The organism is Peptidiphaga sp., assembly GCF_057238965.1.
The window spans coordinates 7,531-24,239 of sequence record NZ_DBHHEV010000028.1 but is presented as its reverse complement, the minus strand read 5'-3'; the positions used below and the strand labels follow the sequence as shown (position 1 = coordinate 24,239).

Here is a 16,709-nt window from a genome sequence, read left to right as displayed (position 1 = left end):
ACGACGTGGGCCACATGCGCGTCCACGGCGCGCAGAACCGATTCGAACCGAAGGGCGTCGCGGCGAACGTCGCGCTGAACGGCGACGAGATCCGGGCAGATCGACAGCGCCTCGCGCTTGCGCATGCCCGTCCGCACCCCGAGCCTGCGCGCCCAGGCATTCGCACACACCACGCCGCCGACCCCCAGAACCGCCGCGGGCTCGCCGGCGCCGACCCGCCCTGCCGACGCCGCCGCCGCAACAGGCCAGTCGGGCACCGCCCCCGATGCGTGCATCATGAAGGAATCGCCTCCACCAGCGAGAGCCCGCCTTGGGCGCGGCCGACGCCTTCGTGCCTTTCGCCGTCGGCAGCCTGGACCGGGGCCCATCCGCGCGCCCCGATCTGCAGCCGAACGCGACGCCGCCCGGAAGCCGCCTCGACGAGGAGCGCCCGCACATGCCCGACGCCGCGGTCGACGCCTTCGACCGCGACGACCTCGCCGCTGACCCGATCGCGGCAATCCCATCCCTCCCCGAGGAGAAGGCACCCACGCACCGCCGCCCGTTTGGAAAGCAGGCGGCGCTCGCGCGCATCCAGGCGAATGGAAGACCCAATGACCGCTACGTCGAAGCCGTCGACGGCGGCAGTCAGCGCCTGTGTGCGCGCCGCATTCCCCACCCTCGGCACGCAAACCGTTCGAGAGGCCTCGACTCTCAGCGATTCGGCCGCCTCCCATCCGACGCCGGCCATTCCGAGGAAGACGCTCCACGCCCCCGAACCGCTGGCGATTCCGGCGAGCAGGAGGCCGATGAGGATGCTGCCGGAGAATCCGACGCTCATTCCCCGCTCGAGTCCGCGCGGGAGGATTTCAGCCAAACACTCGGGGACCGCCCATCCGCCCGAGGCCTCCCTCCAGCGCGCAGCGTCCGACGCAGCCCCGGCCCGGGCGCCGCCCGCGAAGGCCCTGCCCGACGGGGCCCCGCACGGCACTGCCCCTCCCGTCGCCTCGCCCAGCATTATTGCCTCGCCATGCGAGGCCCTGCCCGGCAAAACGGCGACCGGGGAAACCCCCGCCGCGCGCTCCGCCAAGACAAGCGCACGCCGAGCGGCCTCAAGCCGGTCCGCCGCGTTCAAAGCCCTGCCGCCGAGGGCGCAGGCCGCCGAAGTTCTCATGTTTTCCCACACCCCTTATTGAACATCCGTTCGACAAACAGGATAGGCGGAGGGTCCGACACATTCCAAACAAAGCACGCTCCGCCCCGCCGGGCCGCGGCTCCAGCGGCCTTTTGAGAAGGTTCGGCGCAACCCCGTCCGCCAAGCCGCAACATCGCCTGCGGCTCTCGCCCCGATGCACATGCACTCAACCCCGTCCGCCAAGCCGCAGCATCGCCTGCGGCTCTCGCCCCGACGCGCATGCACTCAGCCCCGTCCGCCAAGCCGCAACAGGGATCGGACAGTCGGGGCACACGAGTCGATCGCAGCCGCGCCCGCCACTTCCCGTGTACGCTGAGCTGGTGTTTCACATCGTCTTCTACGAGCCGCGAATCCCCGGAAACACGGGGGCGGCGATTCGGCTGGCAGCATGCACGGGAGCCAGGCTCCACCTCGTCGAACCCTTGGGCTTCTCCTTCGAAGACTCTCACCTCAAGCGCGCGGGACTGGATTACCACGACCTTGCAGACCTTCGAATCCACGCCGACTTCGAGGCGCTCCTTCGCGCGCTCCCGGATTCGCGCATCTTCGCCTTCACCGGGCACACGTCGAACAGCTTCGCCGACGTCGCCTACCGCGAAACGGACGCCTTCCTCTTCGGACCCGAACCGACGGGGCTGCCCGCGCACGTCATCGCCCACCCGGCGGTGACGGCGGCCGTGCGAATCACCATGATGCCCCACCTACGCTCACTGAATCTAGCGAATTCCGCCTCGATCGCCGTCTACGAAGCCTGGCGTCAGTGCGGCTACGTCGGATCGTCCGACTTTTCGTAAGAGATATCGATAAAGCCTCACACACTTCCATCGGTTCGGACGCCTTTGGGAAACATCATTCATTGACAAACAAGTTTCGGCAAAGATCAGACAAAGCATGCCATAGTCACGCATTAAATCGGCGTATTCAACCGATAAAAGAGCACCGAGCGCACAGCTAAATATGAGGCGTACAGCCGCCGCAAAAGGCGCGGTTCCGGCCCACGCCCATTGTTGTCGGCACACTGAGCCAGCAAGCACGCACCGAGGCATATCAAAACCCAACGGACTGAACGGTTTGGTCGACGGCAACCGACTTCAACCGCCGCCTCCGGCAACGGAGCCAAACCGATATCCGCTTTGATCAGAGGCAATTCGACGATCGCTCCGCAGCAAGGCCAAGACAGCCGAAACACAACGAAACCGCACCGATCGCCGCTCCGACGTCGGCGAGGTCGACAAAGCTTTTTGGGCGACTCGAGGGAAGCCTGCGCAACTCGAAAGGGCGCTGAATTGCCGCCCCCGCACCGGGGCGGCGGCCATGGCATGGGCTAAAGCGTTTCGCCCGCCTCGACTTGCTCTTGGAATGTCTCGGAAGCGGCAAGGAGGAGGTCTTCGACGGGGAGCTCGAGGGCGTTGGCAAGCCTGAACAAAGTGAAAAGTCGGGGATTGACGGCTTTGTTCGAGCGCCGATCGGACCTGGCGCTCTCCATTAGTTGATAGTGGTTTCTATCAATGTCGGCACGCAGCGCCACCTGTTCCTGAGACAGTCCGAGCTCTTTCCGCCTGGCTCGGATCGTCATGGCGAATATGTTTGCAAGTTGGCGCTCTAACGGCGAAGAATCGGGCATATCCCAACTTTTGCCGTGTAATCAACGCTTTACTACGGTGTATGCACGGTACGTAGCTCCCAGCAAGCAACGGCCATCGCAGCTGCTACATTAAGCGAGTCGACGTCGCCAGCCATCGGAATGACGACCGAATGATCGACTGCGGCAATCGTCGAGTCGCGAAGGCCGTCCCCTTCGGCCCCGAGAACGATCGCGATTTTGGAATCCTTCGCCGAGCACGCCTCAAGGCGGGAGAAGGCATCGAGGGCGAGGGCGTCGTCCCTCAACGCCAGCGCAGCCGTTGTATAGCCACATTCAGAAAGCATCTTCGCACTTCGAGGCCAGCCGTCGATTCTGGTCCAGGGAACCTGGAAGACGGTTCCCATCGAAACCCGAACCGACCGCCTGTAAAGGGGGTCTGCACAATCTGATGTGACGAACACTGCATCGACGCCAAGCGCTGCAGCCGAGCGGAAGATCGCTCCCACGTTGGTGTGATCGACCAGGTTTTCGAGTACGACGATCCGCGCGGGGCCCGATCCCACGGCCTCGAGCACCGCCCGAGGGTCGGCCAAGGCGGGGCGATTCATGGCGGCTATCGCTCCGCGGTGAAGGTGAAACCCGGCAATCTCCTGGAGTTTCTCCTCGTCGCACACATACACGGGGATGTCGCCTCCCTCGCCGTCCCCGCCGGCCTTCGTCAACGAAGGGGCGAGATCGGCGAGCCACCGCTCGTCGGCCAAGACCGAACGCGGTCTGTGGCCTGCGGCTATCGCCCGCTGGATGACTTTCGACGACTCGGCCATATACAGGCCGTTCTCCGTCTCAAGCTTCTTTCGAAGGGCCACGTCGGTCAGCCTGACGTAATCTGACAGGCGATCGTCGTGGATGTCGGTAATTGGCACTAACACAGAACAAGAGTGCCACAGACAACGCCATCGCACGCGTTAAAAAGCGTTTATCGACGCATATGTGCCACCAAGCATTCCGTGCATGCACGGAAACGGCAAGAAGTATTCGCGACCGTAATGATGCGCATCGTCGTCTCCTATGAGAGAGCGGAACCATTGACGCAAAGGTAAATATAGTCAAATTCTTATTAAGGCGTCGGCTCCGTAACAATTGAACGCAGGCCGCACAATATGTACGCCCCGATCTCGCATGCGCCGCAAACCGAGCCCGCCCACGCCGTAATCGATCGCGGAGACTGTTGCAATCGCCGCCGGGATTTGAGCCGATCCCGCACATCTGTAACGGAACGAGCCTCCCGAAGGGACCAACGTTTGCACACTGCCGCACATGCGAAACGGGGCGCGAACGGCTTTCTCCGCTCGCGCCCCGCACCTATAGGTTCAGCGCGTTATAACGCCTGGCCCGTCAGGGATTCTCAAGTGTCACTGACCCGCAGGAGGCGTTCCGTTTCCTTTGGGGCCTCCTTGGTCGAAGCTTCGGAACTCCGGCGACGCAGGCGTCGTGGGCCTCTGCCCTATCTCCGCGTCCGGGTCGAAATGGCGCCCGGACTGACGCCCCGAGGTCTCTGCTTCGTCGATGGCGACGTCGGCGGCGCCCTTGGCGTCGGCCAGAGCGTCGTCGATGTCGGGCAGCGCTGTGGCCGCCAGGGCGTCGGCGATCTTTCCGGTGCCCTCGAAATCGACTCCCGATTCGCCGTCGCCGCCGTGGCCCCCGAAGCCTTTGGCGACCGCGTTGAGGGCGGCCGTCATCTCTGTGGGGACGATCCACAGCTTAGAAGACGAGGAGTTGGCGATTTGCGGAAGGGTCTTGATGTACTCGTAGGAGAGGAGCTTGGGATCGACGTTGCCGCGGTGGATGGCGTCGAAGACCTGGAGGATGGCTCGCGCCTCGCCCTGGGCCCTCAAGATCGTCGACTGGGCCTGCCCCTCTGCCCTGAGGATAGCGGACTGCTTCTCGCCCTCGGCCGTCAGAACGGCGGACTGCTTGACGCCCTCGGCCGTCAGGATCGCGGCGCGGCGGTCGCGCTCGGCCTTCATCTGCTGCTCCATCGCGCCCTGGACGGAGCGCGGCGGATCGATGGCCTTCAACTCGACGCGCGAAACGCGAATGCCCCAGCGGCCGGTCGCCTCGTCGAGCTGGCCGCGCAGCTGGCCGTTGATCTGGTCGCGCCCCGTGAGCGCCTGCTCCATGTCCATCGTGCCGATGATGTTTCGAAGCGTCGTGACGGCGAGCTGCTCGATGGCGGCCATCGGGTCGGCGATCTCATAGGTCGCGGCGATCGGATTCGTCACCTGATAGTAGATGACGGTGTCGATGGAGACGTTGATGTTGTCCGAGGTGATGACCGGCTGCGGAGGGAAGGGAACGACCTGCTCGCGCATGTCGATCCTCTCCCGAATGGAATCGACGAACGGGAACAGGAAGTGCAAACCCGGCGTAAGGGTCTTGTGGTACCTGCCCAGGCGCTCGACGACGTAGGTGTACCCCTGGTTGACCATCTTGATCGCCATGAAGACAAAAAGGATCACGATGAATGCAACCAAGGCCAAAAGTATGAGACCGACATTCATATCGTTCATAGTGGGTCCTTCTAGTTGTTGCGGTTACTGATGTAGTTGCAGTTGCTGATGTAGGGTGTGGCGGAAAGCGGCGCCGCCGGAAAGTCGGACGGCCGTCGACAACGGAGATTTCCCATGAGAGAGAAAGTCTTCGCCGTCGGTCAGAAGGCGCCAGTGGCCAGCGTGCAGCCCTATTGGCCGGAATGCGCCGACTGCGCGACGATGGCCACGACCCCCTCGATGTCGGTGACGACGACGTCGCTCCCCTCGGGAATGACGCCTCCCGCCGAGCGCGAAGACCAGACGTCTCCTCCGATCTTCACCCGTCCGGCATTCTCGTCTATCGCCGTGAGGGCGCGGGCTCGCTTGCCTATCTGATCCTGGACCGTGCCGACCTTCGTCCCTTTGGGGTTGAAATGGTTCTTCGCCCACGGGCGCACGATTGCCAAAAGGAGGACGGAGACGACCGCGAACGCGGCGACCTGCGCCACGAGGCTGTCCGTTCCGGCGGAGACGCCGGCAGCTACGAAAGCTCCTCCCGCAATCATGAGGAAGGAGAAATCGACCGTCATGAATTCCAAAGCGATGCAGCAAAGGGCGATGATGCCCCAAACTTCCCAGCTCACGTTGCTACTCCTAGCTATAGTAGAGACACGCTCTAGTTTACCGGGCGGAGACCCCCAGTTATAGACTCCATTCGGGTAGGAATCCCCACAATTGCCGCGGGGAGGGAAACGGCGGACTTTCCGCGCGGCGCGGGGCGGATCGCGCACAAGGCGCTCAGGCCTTCCGCGCCGAAAACCGCCCGTCCTCGCAGCTCACCGCGAGTTTGAGGCCGAAGACCGCAGAGAGATTGGCCGATGTGACGGTTTCCGCTATCGGGCCCGACGCGTAGACGGCCCCGTCCTTGCGCAAAAGCGCGTGGGTGAATCCGGGGGGAATCTCTTCGACGTGGTGGGTGACGAGCTCGATCACCGGCGAATAGTGCTCGAAGGCCAGCTGCGAAAGCGTTTCGACGAGGTTCTCACGCCCGCCCAAATCGAGGCCGGAGGCCGGCTCGTCGAGGATGAGCACCTCGGGGTTGGGCATGAGGGCACGGGCGATCCCCACGCGCTTCTTCTCCCCCGAGGAAAGGGTCGAGAAGAGGCGCGTCTCCAGGGATCCCACGCCGAGGCCGGCCAGAAGGGCCCTCGCCCGCCGGTCGTCTAGGGGGTCGTAGACCTCCCGCCACGTCGCCAAGCGGCCGTAGGCGGCCGTTCGAACGACGTCGACGGCCCTCTGGTCCCCCGGAATCCTCGCGTCGATGGCGGCGGACATGGTGCCGACGAGGGGCCGCAGATCCTCCAGGTTGACACGGCCCAGGCGTTCGCCGACGATCGCCACCGATCCGCTGGTTGGGTGCATCCGCCCCGAGACCAGCTGGATGAGAGTCGTCTTGCCCGCGCCGTTGGGGCCCAGGACGACCCACCTCTGGCCGTCGTCGACGCTCCAATCGACCGAATCGAGGATGGCGCGGCCGTCGCGTCGAACGGTCGCCTCCCGAACATCAAGCACATCGCCCATGGAACAAGATTACCGCGAGAGGCCTAAAGTCCCGCTATGACGTCGCGGTAGAAGTCCATCGTCTTGAGGGCGATCGACTCCCATGAGAAGTGCTCCTCCACCCGCTTGCGGCCTGCCGCGCCCATTTTGCGGGCCTTCTCGGGGTCGGCGCACACGGCCTCCAAAGCCGAGGCGAGGTCGGCCTCAAACGCCTCGGGATGCACGGGCGTCCCCGTCCCGTCGTCGAGCTGCTCGATCGGGACAAGGGTTCCGGTCACCCCGTCCTCGATGCAGTCCGGGATGCCCCCCGTCTTCGTTCCGACGACGGGAAGCCCGACGGCCATCGCCTCGAGGTTGACGATTCCGAGGGGCTCGTATATTGACGGCGTGACGAAGGCCGTCGAGCACGACAAGAGCTGGATGATCTTGCCGCGGCTGAGAAAGTCCGAGATCCACACGACGCCTGTGCGCCTGCTTCGGAGGTCCTCGACGAGGGCCTCGGTTTCGGCGGCGATCTCCGGGGTGTCCGGAGCCCCGGCGCAAAGCACCACCTGGATCCCCGCCGGAAGTTTGGCGATCGCGCGCAGCAGTCCGGGAACCCCCTTCTGCCGGGTGATCCTTCCGACGAACATGACCGTGGGCTTGTCGGGGTCGAGCCCGTAGGAGGCGAAGCACTCCCTGGCCGCCGCTGTTTCCTCGTCGGTCTTCGGGGCGTTCCAGCCTGACAGGTCGATGCCGTTGTGGATGACCCGCACCCGGTCGGGGTCGATCTTCGGGTAGCAGCGAAGGATGTCGTCCTTCATGGCGAAGGAGACGGCGACGATTCCGTCGGCGGACTCGTAGGCCGTGCGCTCGACCCAGGAGGAGACCTCGTAGCCGCCCCCCAGCTGCTCGCGCTTCCACGGGCGCAGCGGCTCCAGGGAGTGGGCCGATATGACGTGGGGAATACCGTAAAGCATTCCTCCGATGTGGCCGGCCATGTTGGCGTACCAGGTGTGAGAGTGGAGGATGTCGGCTTCCCGCACGCGATCGGCGATCTCCAGGTCGACGCCGAGAGTCTTGATCGCGGCGTTCGCCGAAGCGAGCTCGGCCGGATAGTCGTATCCGTACACCGTGACTCCGGCGGGCGAAACGCCCGCTTCGCGCGGCCCGTCGAAGGCGTGAACGTCGACGTCGGCATGGGCCGCCAGCACTTTGGACAATTCTTCAACGTGGACACCCGCGCCACCGTAGACGTTTGGCGGGTATTCTCGAGTCAATAGAGCGACACGCAATGTGGGGTCCTTCCTTCGGTGGTCAACGCTGACCCCTTCACTGTACCCGCTCTGTCGTCCAACGGCGGACAATTCGTGCGCTGAACCAATATATGAGATAGGTGGAACCTATGGGAGCCAAACCCCGCGTCCTCGCAATCGTCCTGGCTGGCGGAGAAGGCAAGCGCCTTATGCCCCTCACTCAGGATCGGGCCAAGCCCGCCGTGCCTTTCGGCGGCATTTACAGACTCATTGACTTTTCTTTGAGCAACATCGTCAATTCGGGATACCTGAAGATCATCGTCTTGACCCAGTACAAGTCCCATTCCCTCGACAGGCACATCGCGCGCAACTGGCGCATGTCCAATCTGTTCGAGAACTACGTCGCCCCCGTGCCCGCGCAGCAGCGGCGCGGCGACCACTGGTACCTCGGGTCGGCCGACGCCGTCTACCAGTCGCTCAACATCCTCGACGACGAGCGGCCCGACGTCGTCCTCATCACCGGGGCGGACAACATCTACCGCATGGACTTCTCGCAGATGGTCGACCAGCACGTCGAAACCGGCGCTGAGCTGACGATCGCGGGAATCCGCCAGCCGCTCGAACTGGCGTCCGCATTCGGCGTAATCGACGTCAACAAGACCGATCCGCGCCGCGTGGCCGCCTTCGTCGAAAAGCCCGAGGACACCTCGGGGCTGGGCCTGCCCGATTCTCCCAACGAGTTCCTGGCCTCCATGGGCAACTACGTCTTCAACACCGACGCCCTGTACAAGGTTCTCTCCGACGACGCCGTCGACCCCAGTTCGAAGCACGACATGGGCGGAAACATCGTTCCCTTCTTCGTCGGGCAAGACACGTGCGGAGTCTACGACTTCACCTTCAACAACGTTCCCGGCCACTCCGACCGGGACCGCGACTACTGGCGCGACGTCGGAACGATCGACGCCTACTACGAGGCGAATATGGACCTCATCTCCGTCAACCCGGTCTTCAATCTGTACAACGACAGGTGGCCGCTTCTGACGGGACATTCGAACCTCGCCCCGGCGAAGTTCGTCTACGGGCACCACGAGAGACTGGGCCACGCTCTCGATTCAATCGTCTCTCCCGGGGTCATCGTCTCCGGAGGCGAAGTGATCGGGTCTGTCCTCTCCCCCGGCGTGCGTGTGAATTCATGGTCGACGGTGCGCGAATCCGTTCTGCTCGACGGCGTCAGCGTCGGGCGCAATGCGACGGTCGTGCGCGCGATCCTCGACAAGTACGTCGTGGTCGAAGAGGGCGCGCAGGTGGGCGTCAACCACGAGCACGACCGGGCCCGAGGCTTCCACGTCTCCGAGGGCGGCATCACCGTGGTTCCCAAGGGCGCGCGCGTCAAGGCCACGCTTTACGTGCCGACGCCGGACGAGGCGCCTGACGCGTCCGACGCGGCGGGAGCCTCCGGCTCCGCCGATGCGTTCGAGGCCTCCGACGGCTTCGGCGGCGCGGAAGACGACGGGGCGACCACACTTGTATGAGCCCGTGCGCGAAGGAGAGTCGATCAGGTTTTCCCTCGCTTCGCCCGATCCCCTTCCCGCGGGGCTCTTAGCGCACACGAGGCATGTTTTCGGGTCGGCTTGCGCAAAGGTCGCCGAGCGCTCGCCCGCGGTTCCCGGCCTGCAGACGCTGTCGCTGTTCGGCGTCGCCGGATCCGACGCCTCCGCGTTGGAGCGGCTGAGGGACGAATTGCGCGGCCCGGCGTTGGCTTTGGGCGTCGATTGCGCGCTTACGCGCGGAAAAATGGCCGAGCGCGGGCCGCGCCTCATCGTCTCCGACGTGGACTCGACCTTCATCCGCGGCGAGGCCATCGACATGCTCGCCGACGCCGCCGGATCCGGCCCTCGGGTGGCGGCCATAACGGAGGCGGCGATGAACGGCGAGCTCGACTTTGCCGAGGCCCTCGCAGAGCGCGTCGCCACGCTGGAGGGACTGTCCCTCGATCGGGTCAAATCGATCGCGGACCGCGTCAAGCCCGTTCCCGGGGCCGAGACGCTTGTCGCGACGGCGCACGCGCGCGGATGCGCCGTCGGCCTGGTCTCCGGCGGATTCATCGAGGTGATCGGAGGGCTGGCCCGCCGTCTAGGCGTCGATTGCGTGCTGGCCAACCGGCTCGAAACGAGCGGCGGCGCCCTCACCGGCAGAACGGAGGGCGAGATCGTCACCCGCGAGCGCAAGGCCGAGGCGCTTCTGCGCTGGTCCGGGGGCGGCCGGCTGCCCGGCGCCGACATGCCCGGAGGCGCCAAATTCTTAGAAGGCTCCAATTGGCCGGAAGTCTCCGACTCTCCGTTGGAGTCTCGGGCCGGGGGCGCAGACTTTCGTTCTCGGGGATACCCTTCGCCGCGCGAGAGGATCGACCTGTCCGAAACCGTGGCTGCCGGCGACGGCGCCAACGACCTGTCGATGATGGAGATCGCCGGGCTTTCCGTCGCCGTGTGCGCAAAGCCCGCGGTGCTGGCCGCCGCCGACGCCGCGGTGACCCGGCCGCGCCTCGACATCCTCGCGGCGATCCTCGGCTGGGACGCGGTTTGACGCCTTCCGCCGCATGGCAGGCTGCTCCGTTTCACATCCGGAGCCGCAGCGGACCCGAGGTTTTGCGCCGCCGCCCGCTGCCGAACGGCGTTTTATTCCCGCTGCCGGATAGCGCGAACCGGGCTGCCGGGCTGTGCCCTCACCCCGCCGCCAAATCGCGGGGGCGCGCCTTGACGCCCGCGAGCGCCAAGGCGAGGGCCGCGGCGCCAATGCATCCCGTCGCGATCCACGACGGGCTTTCCATGGGAACCCTGCCCACGAGGTAGAGGGGCGAGAGCTTTCGCCCCCATTCGGGAAGGTCAAGGGGGTCGGCCAAGATCTCGACGACGGCGATCCAGCAGGCGAGGGCCCACACGGCTGCCCACGCTTTCGGCGCATAGGAGAAAACGGCGAAGGCGCCGGCGAGCACTGCGACTATGGGAACGAGCAGGAGCGCCGCGGCCCCCAAAGAAGAGGAAAGCTCCCATTTGCCGGTGGACGCTCCGATGGAAATCCAGTAGGCGAAACCGCCTGATGCGGCCACTGCCGCGGCTGCGAGGACAGATTGGGCGAACCAGGCTCGCACGACGCTCGCGTAGCCGCAGCGCGTGGAGCACACGAGCCCAAGCCTTCCGCTCGCCTCTTCGCCGCGCAATTCGGCCGCGGTCGCCAGCCCGGCCGCGAGCGCGAGAAGCCCGATGATCCCGACGGCCAGAACGGACATGAAGTCGCGCGGCGCGTGCCCTCCGAAAAGCTCGGCGATGCCCGGGTTTTGTTCGACCCAGACGTCTATCTCGTCTCCCATGGCTCCGACCGGCGCCGCCCAGCAAACCGCCGCCGCGCACCACCCGGCGGCGCCGGAGCGCGTGAGGCGCCACACGTAGCGCGTGCCTCGAATCCACGGCGCCGCGCCAGCCCTTCCGGGCCTCGGCGAGACCGCGGCGCCTCCGAGGTCGCGGACGCGACAGAGCGCGAGGGCGGCCGCAGCCAGTGCGGCGGCCGCCGTTGCGCAGGCGACGTAGGGCCACAGGCGGCTCGTTCCCCACGGACGGGCTTCAGCCAGCCAGCCCATGGGTGTGAGCCAGGTCGCGGGCAGGCGCCGTCCGTCTATTGCCGCGCGCACGAGGTAGCAGAACATGACCCACGCCAGCACTGCGGTTCCCGCTGCGAAGACGGGCGCGAACAGGCAGAGAATGAGGCAGTATTTTGCGGCGCCGGCGGCGGGAAAGCCAAACAGGAGGAGACCCGCAAAGCTCGCGGCCCCGAAGAGGGAGGTTGAACACGCCTGCGCCGCCATGGCGGCCGCCGTCGGCGCGGTTTTCCCGTAGCCTCCGGCCGAGACGACCTCCCATCGGCCGAGTGCCTCCTCGGCTCGCATGAGGCGGACGGCGAGCAGGCTTGCGCCGCCGGGGATGAGGACGAGCCCGAACATGCCGACCTCGAAGGCCTCGATTCCGCCCGCGGAGGTCAGATCGTAGCCACGCCCGTTGAACAGCTCTTGAATGCGCGAGGAGCCGATGGTCGAGGCGTAGCGCAGTCGGCTTGCGCCGTCGGGGTAGAGAGACCTCGTCGCCGACGCCAAGGCGAGCACCAGGGCGGTCCAAGCCAGGGGCCAGGCGAGAAGCCTTCGGCCGTGGGCCTTCCATGTGAGCGTCCAGAGCGCCCGGCGCGGCCCGCTCATTTCTCGCCTCCGTAGAAGCTGAGAAAGGCCGCCTCCAGGGAGCTTTCGACCTTTCGTATCGACGCTCCTCCTTTCAAGAGGCCGGCGATGGCGGAGTCGGCCTCGGCCCTGGAGCGCACCCCTTCGAGGTTTCCCGAATACGCGGCGCGCCCGCGCCGAAGGACGGTGACCGTGTCGCACAGCGCCGCGACCTCGCTCATGATGTGGCTGCTCAGCAGCACCGTCGCCCCGGAGCCTTGCGCCTCGCGGACCGTTTCGACGAAGCGCTCGGCCATGACGGGGTCGAGGCCCGACGTCGGCTCGTCGAGGAGCAGGAGTTCGGCCCGCGTGGCGAGGGCAGCGACGAGGGCGACCTTTTGGCGGTTCCCCTTCGAGTACGTGCGCGTTTTCATTCGGGGGTTGAGTTCGAAGCGCTCGATGAGCTCGGCTCTGCGGGCGGCGTCGATGCTGCCCTGCATGCGTCCGAGAATGTCGATGCATTCGCCTCCGGTGAGGTTGGGCCACAGCACGGTGTCCCCGGGGACGTAGGCGAGACGCCGACGGACGTCGACCGCTTCCTTCGCGGAATCGAGGCCAAACACGCGCAAACGGCCGCCGTCGAGCCGAATCTGGCCGAGAATCGCCCGGATCGCCGTCGTCTTTCCGGCGCCGTTGGGGCCGAGAAAGCCGTGGACGGAGCCTGCCTTCACGCTCAGGTTCAGCCCGTCGAGCGCCTGGACGCTGCCGAAAGCCTTCGTCAAATTCGCCCCTTCGACAAGAATTTGATTGTTACTGTCAGTTGAAAGTGACTCTCTCATGAAAAAGACGCTACCACCGGCGCAGGGCGACGACAAGGCCGTGAATGCGACAAGGCTGTAAAGTGGCATCGACAAGGAGGTGCGATGGCACAGCGGGGATTGCGCGAACGGAAAAAGGCGGCTGCCATGCACCGCATACAGTCGGCCGCCCTTGAGCTGTTTTCAACAGACGGATACGACAACGTGACGATCGAGCAGATCGCCGACCGCGCCGACGTCTCCCCTTCGACCGTCTATCGATATTTCGGGACGAAGGAGGGCTTGGTGCTGCAAGACGAGCACGACGACCTGCTCATGAGCACGGTGGCCGGCGCCCTCGCCGACGGCGCGAGGCTCCTCGACGCTCTGCGAGAGGCCGTCCGGGCAATCGCCGAGGAGCATTTCGTACGCGACCGCCAGGCGACCGTGCAGCGGGTGCGGCTGTACTTCGAGGTCCCCGCACTCCGATCGGCGGCGTCGACCCTGGTCACCGAACTCATCGACAAGCTCGCCCGGACTCTCGAGGACAGCGGGAGGGCGGACTACGCGGACGGCCTGATCGCCTCGAGCGCCGTCATCTCGGGACTGCTGGCGGCCGCATGGAACTGGTATCGGGAAGGGGCGGAGGACCCATTCACCGTCTACGCCGACGCCGCGTTGGACGTCCTCGCCGAAAAGCTCGCCGCAATCTAAGTGCGGTCTAGGGGCGCAACACGTCGGCGATCCGCATGCAGCCGGGCGCCAGAGAGCTCCACGATTCGATGTGCCCGACAACGGCCATGGCTGTGGAAAAACCGTGCCTGAAACTGTGGTCCGCCCGCGCCGCGCCCGCCCCTCTCAAAGCCCGAAATGGCGCGCGGCCCTGCGACTCGTGCAGGTCTTTCTCCCGCGTGGCCAGCAGCCCGGCCAGCGTCGACATTGTCGGCTCGTGTCCGATGACGAGAACCGCGTCCGCCTCAAAGCCGGCTTCGACGTCGTCCGCCTCCCGGACGGCGCCCTCGATTCCGCAGCGATCTAAACCGCGCAGAGTGTCGAGAAGGCTCTCTCCCCCGCGAGAGTAGAGGCTGGCCTCCTCCCAGACTCGGGCGACGGCCAGCCCGGCCGAGCGAAGGGCAGCCAGGGTCTGCTGTGTGCGCGCCGCCTCCGAGACGACCGCCACGTCGATGCCGCCGACGACTCGCGCGATCGCCCGCGCCTGAGACGCGGCCTCCTCCCTTCCCCGCAAAGTCAGCGGGCGGGCGCGGTCCCCGGCGGCGAATCCGGCTTCGCCATGGCGCATGAGAACGAGAGTCGGCATGGTGCAAGGCTATCTCCGATCGGTCCGATTGAACAGAGGCGTTCGAACCGACGCCCGCGACGCAATGGGGCCCGCTCGGCAAACCCGACGCTCACGCCAGAGCGACGAGGTCGAAATAGTCGTCGGACCACAGATCCTCGTCGCCGTCGGGCAGCAGAAGGACGCGCTCGGGGCGGAGGGCTTCGACCGCCCCCTCGTCGTGGGTGACGAGCACGACGGCGCCCTCGTACTTGCCGAGCGCGGCGAGAATCTCCTCGCGCGAGGCCGGGTCGAGGTTGTTCGTCGGCTCGTCGAGGAGAAGCACGTTGGCCGCCGACACGACGAGCATGGCCAGGGCGAGCCGAGTCTTCTCCCCTCCCGAGAGCACTCCGGCGGGCTTGTCGGCGTCGGCCCCGGAAAAGAGGAAAGAACCAAGGACGGAACGGGCCTTCGTGTCGTCGAGCTCGGGGGCTGCCCGCCACAGGTTGCCGACCACCGTCTTGTCGGGGTCGATCGTCTCGTGCTCCTGCGCGTAATAGCCGATCTTCAGCCCGTGTCCGGGCACGACGCCGCCCGTGTCGGCCTCCTCCACGCCGGCGAGCAGGCGCAGGAGGGTCGTCTTTCCGGCGCCGTTGAGGCCGAGGACGACCACGCGCGAGCCGCGGTCGACGGCGAGGTCGAGGCCGGAGAAGACTTCGAGGGACCCGTACGATTTTGACAGCCCGACGGCGGCCAGCGGCGTGCGCCCGCACGGGGCGGGATCCGGGAACCTCAGATTGGCGACCTTGTCGGCCTTCCTCTCCTCCTCCAGCCCGGCGAGCAGGCGCTGCGCGCGGCGCTCCATGCTCTGCGCGGCCGCCGCTTTCGTCGCCTTGGCCCGCATTTTGTCCGCCTGCCCCATGAGCGCGCCCGCCTTGCGCTCCGCGTTCAGACGCTCGCGGCGGCGGCGCTTCTCATCGGCCTCGCGCTGTTTGAGATAGTCGGCCCACGGCATGTTGTACACGTCGAGGGCGGCGCGATTGGCGTCCAGATGCCACACGGCGTTGACCGTCTGGTCCAGCAGCTCCGTCGAATGGGAGACCACCACGAATCCGCCCGCGAAAGAGCGAAGGTAATCGCGAAGCCACAGGATCGAATCGTGGTCAAGGTGGTTGGTCGGCTCGTCCAGCAGAAGAGTCTCGGCCCGTGAGAAGAGGACCCGGGCAAGCTCGACCCTTCGCCGCTGGCCGCCGGAAAGTGTGTGCAGCGGCTGGTCGAGGACCCTTTCGGGCAGGCCCAGCGCAGCCGCCGTCTGGGCGGCCTCGGCGTTGGCGGCCCATCCCCCGGCGTTCGTGAATTCCTGGTCGAGGCGCACGTAGCGTTCCATCGCCTTGACCTGCCGTGCGCCCTCCGATTCGGCCATTTCCCGCTCGGCCTTGCGGATGCGCTTTATCGTTTCGGCGATTCCCCGAACCGAGAGGATCCGATCGCGAGCCGCCTGGCCGAGGTCGCCCTCCTGCGTGTCCTGCGGAAGGTATCCGACCGTGCCCTTGCGATTGAGCGCTCCGGTCGCTTCGACGACGTCGGACGTCACTCCCTCACCCGCCAAGAGCCGCATAAGCGTGGTCTTTCCGGCGCCGTTGCGGCCGACGAGGCCCACGCGCATCCCTTTGCCCACCCTGAACCCGGCGTCGACGACGAGTTCGCGGGTCCCGATGCGCATGGTGAGATTCTTGGCGTCGATCACCCCACTAGCCTACTCGAGAACACGCCCGGCCATTGCGCACCTCCGGCCTCTAGCGGATATGCTCACAACATGTCCATGAACGACGACATTCAACTGGATGCCTCGCGAGTCAAGGTTCGCGGGCGCGGAACGATGGCGGCCACCGGCGTCGGCGGCCTCGGACTCATCGGGGCCATCGTCTACTTTTTCCTGACGGGGCAGGTTCCGGACAACCTGGGCACCTCGGGGCGTCAGCCCGCCGGAAACCAGACCTCGCTCATCGAAACATGCAAGACCGGCGAAGACGCGAACAAGAACACCGAGTGCTGGATGGTCGCCACCGCCGAGTCCCTGGACGCCTACTGGGGCGGCGCGCTTCCCTCCGCCGCCGGCGCCGCATACAAAAAGCCCGATTTCGTGCTCTTCTCCGGCTCGACCTCCACCGCGTGCGGAACCGCCAGCTCCCAGACCGGCCCCTTCTACTGCCCCGCGGACAAAGCCGTCTACCTCGACGTCGGCTTCTTCAAAGAGCTCCAGTCCCGGTACGGCGCGACCAACTCGAGGCTGGCCCAAGCCTACATCGTGGCCCACGAATTCGGCCATTCTATTCAGGACCAGACGGGG

Annotated in this window: 17 protein-coding genes; 5 read left to right on the top strand and 12 right to left on the bottom strand. The window is 65.9% G+C overall.

Annotated features, from left to right (window positions below; all coding sequences use genetic code 11):
- Both ACO48X_RS05075 and ACO48X_RS05070 read right to left on the bottom strand, forming a co-directional pair.
- Positions 1 to 278, bottom strand: a 278-nt coding sequence (locus ACO48X_RS05075; RefSeq protein WP_485001039.1) for a Y-family DNA polymerase, incomplete at its 3' end; no start/stop codon positions are given.
- Positions 275 to 1,153 carry a hypothetical protein gene (locus tag ACO48X_RS05070; RefSeq protein ID WP_485001038.1) on the bottom strand — a complete coding sequence of 293 codons (879 nt, stop codon included), beginning with the start codon at positions 1,151 to 1,153 and terminating at the stop codon, positions 275 to 277. The genes ACO48X_RS05070 and ACO48X_RS05075, both read right to left, overlap by 4 nt.
- Positions 1,154 to 1,494: 341 nt before the next feature.
- On the opposite strand from ACO48X_RS05070, the gene ACO48X_RS05065 reads away from it, so the two are divergent.
- A complete protein-coding gene (locus ACO48X_RS05065; protein ID WP_485001037.1) occupies positions 1,495 to 1,968 on the top strand; it encodes a tRNA (cytidine(34)-2'-O)-methyltransferase in 474 nt (157 codons plus the stop codon).
- A 530-nt stretch (positions 1,969 to 2,498) separates the two neighbouring features.
- Here the strand turns inward: ACO48X_RS05065 and ACO48X_RS05060 are convergent.
- From ACO48X_RS05060 to glgA, 6 genes are all read right to left on the bottom strand, one after another.
- The gene (locus ACO48X_RS05060; RefSeq protein ID WP_197480437.1) at positions 2,499 to 2,750 is read right to left on the bottom strand and encodes a helix-turn-helix domain-containing protein; all 252 of its coding nucleotides are present in this window, start codon (positions 2,748 to 2,750) and stop codon (positions 2,499 to 2,501) included.
- An 80-nt stretch (positions 2,751 to 2,830) separates the two neighbouring features.
- The gene (locus ACO48X_RS05055; protein WP_485001036.1) at positions 2,831 to 3,688 is read right to left on the bottom strand and encodes a TrmH family RNA methyltransferase; all 858 of its coding nucleotides are present in this window, start codon (positions 3,686 to 3,688) and stop codon (positions 2,831 to 2,833) included.
- Between the two features lie 483 nt (positions 3,689 to 4,171).
- Positions 4,172 to 5,329 carry an SPFH domain-containing protein gene (locus tag ACO48X_RS05050; RefSeq protein WP_485001035.1) on the bottom strand — a complete coding sequence of 386 codons (1,158 nt, stop codon included), beginning with the start codon at positions 5,327 to 5,329 and terminating at the stop codon, positions 4,172 to 4,174.
- Between the two features lie 170 nt (positions 5,330 to 5,499).
- On the bottom strand, positions 5,500 to 5,934 hold the full coding sequence (locus ACO48X_RS05045; protein WP_485001034.1) for an NfeD family protein: 435 nt from the start codon (positions 5,932 to 5,934) through the stop codon (positions 5,500 to 5,502).
- Positions 5,935 to 6,088: 154 nt separating this feature from the next.
- Positions 6,089 to 6,871, bottom strand: coding sequence for an ABC transporter ATP-binding protein (locus ACO48X_RS05040; RefSeq protein ID WP_485001033.1), 783 nt, complete (start codon positions 6,869 to 6,871; stop codon positions 6,089 to 6,091).
- A 23-nt stretch (positions 6,872 to 6,894) separates the two neighbouring features.
- Positions 6,895 to 8,124 (bottom strand): glycogen synthase, encoded by a 1,230-nt coding sequence (gene glgA / locus ACO48X_RS05035; protein ID WP_485001032.1) that lies wholly within the window; start codon positions 8,122 to 8,124, stop codon positions 6,895 to 6,897.
- Positions 8,125 to 8,234: 110 nt separating this feature from the next.
- Here glgA and glgC point away from each other — a divergent pair, with 110 nt between their 5' ends.
- Complete coding sequence (gene glgC, locus ACO48X_RS05030; protein WP_485001031.1) at positions 8,235 to 9,617, top strand: glucose-1-phosphate adenylyltransferase; 1,383 nt, start codon at positions 8,235 to 8,237, stop codon at positions 9,615 to 9,617.
- A gap of 4 nt (positions 9,618 to 9,621) precedes the next feature.
- Positions 9,622 to 10,668, top strand: coding sequence for a phosphoserine phosphatase SerB (gene serB / locus ACO48X_RS05025; RefSeq protein WP_485001030.1), 1,047 nt, complete (start codon positions 9,622 to 9,624; stop codon positions 10,666 to 10,668).
- Between the two features lie 139 nt (positions 10,669 to 10,807).
- Here serB and ACO48X_RS05020 read toward each other — a convergent pair whose 3' ends face one another.
- Both ACO48X_RS05020 and ACO48X_RS05015 read right to left on the bottom strand, forming a co-directional pair.
- Entirely contained in the window at positions 10,808 to 12,328 is a 1,521-nt protein-coding gene (locus ACO48X_RS05020; protein ID WP_485001029.1) for a hypothetical protein, read from the bottom strand.
- Positions 12,325 to 13,068 carry an ABC transporter ATP-binding protein gene (locus tag ACO48X_RS05015; protein WP_485001028.1) on the bottom strand — a complete coding sequence of 248 codons (744 nt, stop codon included), beginning with the start codon at positions 13,066 to 13,068 and terminating at the stop codon, positions 12,325 to 12,327. Before ACO48X_RS05015 ends, ACO48X_RS05020 begins: the two co-directional genes overlap by 4 nt.
- Before the next feature lie 183 nt (positions 13,069 to 13,251).
- Between ACO48X_RS05015 and ACO48X_RS05010 the strand changes: the two genes are divergently transcribed.
- Positions 13,252 to 13,797: a TetR/AcrR family transcriptional regulator gene (locus tag ACO48X_RS05010; protein WP_485001027.1), complete on the top strand. Its 546-nt coding sequence runs from the start codon at positions 13,252 to 13,254 to the stop codon at positions 13,795 to 13,797.
- 7 nt (positions 13,798 to 13,804) lie between these two features.
- On the opposite strand, the gene ACO48X_RS05005 is transcribed toward ACO48X_RS05010, so the two are convergent.
- Both ACO48X_RS05005 and ACO48X_RS05000 read right to left on the bottom strand, forming a co-directional pair.
- On the bottom strand, positions 13,805 to 14,401 hold the full coding sequence (locus ACO48X_RS05005; RefSeq protein WP_485001026.1) for a SixA phosphatase family protein: 597 nt from the start codon (positions 14,399 to 14,401) through the stop codon (positions 13,805 to 13,807).
- A 91-nt stretch (positions 14,402 to 14,492) separates the two neighbouring features.
- The gene (locus ACO48X_RS05000; protein WP_485001025.1) at positions 14,493 to 16,106 is read right to left on the bottom strand and encodes an ABC-F family ATP-binding cassette domain-containing protein; all 1,614 of its coding nucleotides are present in this window, start codon (positions 16,104 to 16,106) and stop codon (positions 14,493 to 14,495) included.
- Positions 16,107 to 16,175: 69 nt separating this feature from the next.
- Here ACO48X_RS05000 and ACO48X_RS04995 point away from each other — a divergent pair.
- Positions 16,176 to 16,709, top strand: a 534-nt coding sequence (locus ACO48X_RS04995) for a neutral zinc metallopeptidase (protein ID WP_485001024.1), incomplete at its 3' end; no start/stop codon positions are given.

What these genes read in the sequence shown, in the direction of transcription:
- ACO48X_RS05010 (WP_485001027.1), top strand. Translation starts at nt 13,252, where the DNA reads ATGCACCGCATACAGTCGGCCGCCCTTGAGCTGTTTTCAACAGACGGA.
- ACO48X_RS05060 (WP_197480437.1), bottom strand. Translation starts at nt 2,750, where the DNA reads ATGACGATCCGAGCCAGGCGGAAAGAGCTCGGACTGTCTCAGGAACAG.
- ACO48X_RS05005 (WP_485001026.1), bottom strand. Translation starts at nt 14,401, where the DNA reads ATGCCGACTCTCGTTCTCATGCGCCATGGCGAAGCCGGATTCGCCGCC.
- ACO48X_RS05040 (WP_485001033.1), bottom strand. Translation starts at nt 6,871, where the DNA reads ATGGGCGATGTGCTTGATGTTCGGGAGGCGACCGTTCGACGCGACGGC.
- ACO48X_RS05070 (WP_485001038.1), bottom strand. Translation starts at nt 1,153, where the DNA reads ATGAGAACTTCGGCGGCCTGCGCCCTCGGCGGCAGGGCTTTGAACGCG.
- glgC (WP_485001031.1), top strand. Translation starts at nt 8,235, where the DNA reads ATGGGAGCCAAACCCCGCGTCCTCGCAATCGTCCTGGCTGGCGGAGAA.
- ACO48X_RS05020 (WP_485001029.1), bottom strand. Translation starts at nt 12,328, where the DNA reads ATGAGCGGGCCGCGCCGGGCGCTCTGGACGCTCACATGGAAGGCCCAC.
- ACO48X_RS05050 (WP_485001035.1), bottom strand. Translation starts at nt 5,329, where the DNA reads ATGAACGATATGAATGTCGGTCTCATACTTTTGGCCTTGGTTGCATTC.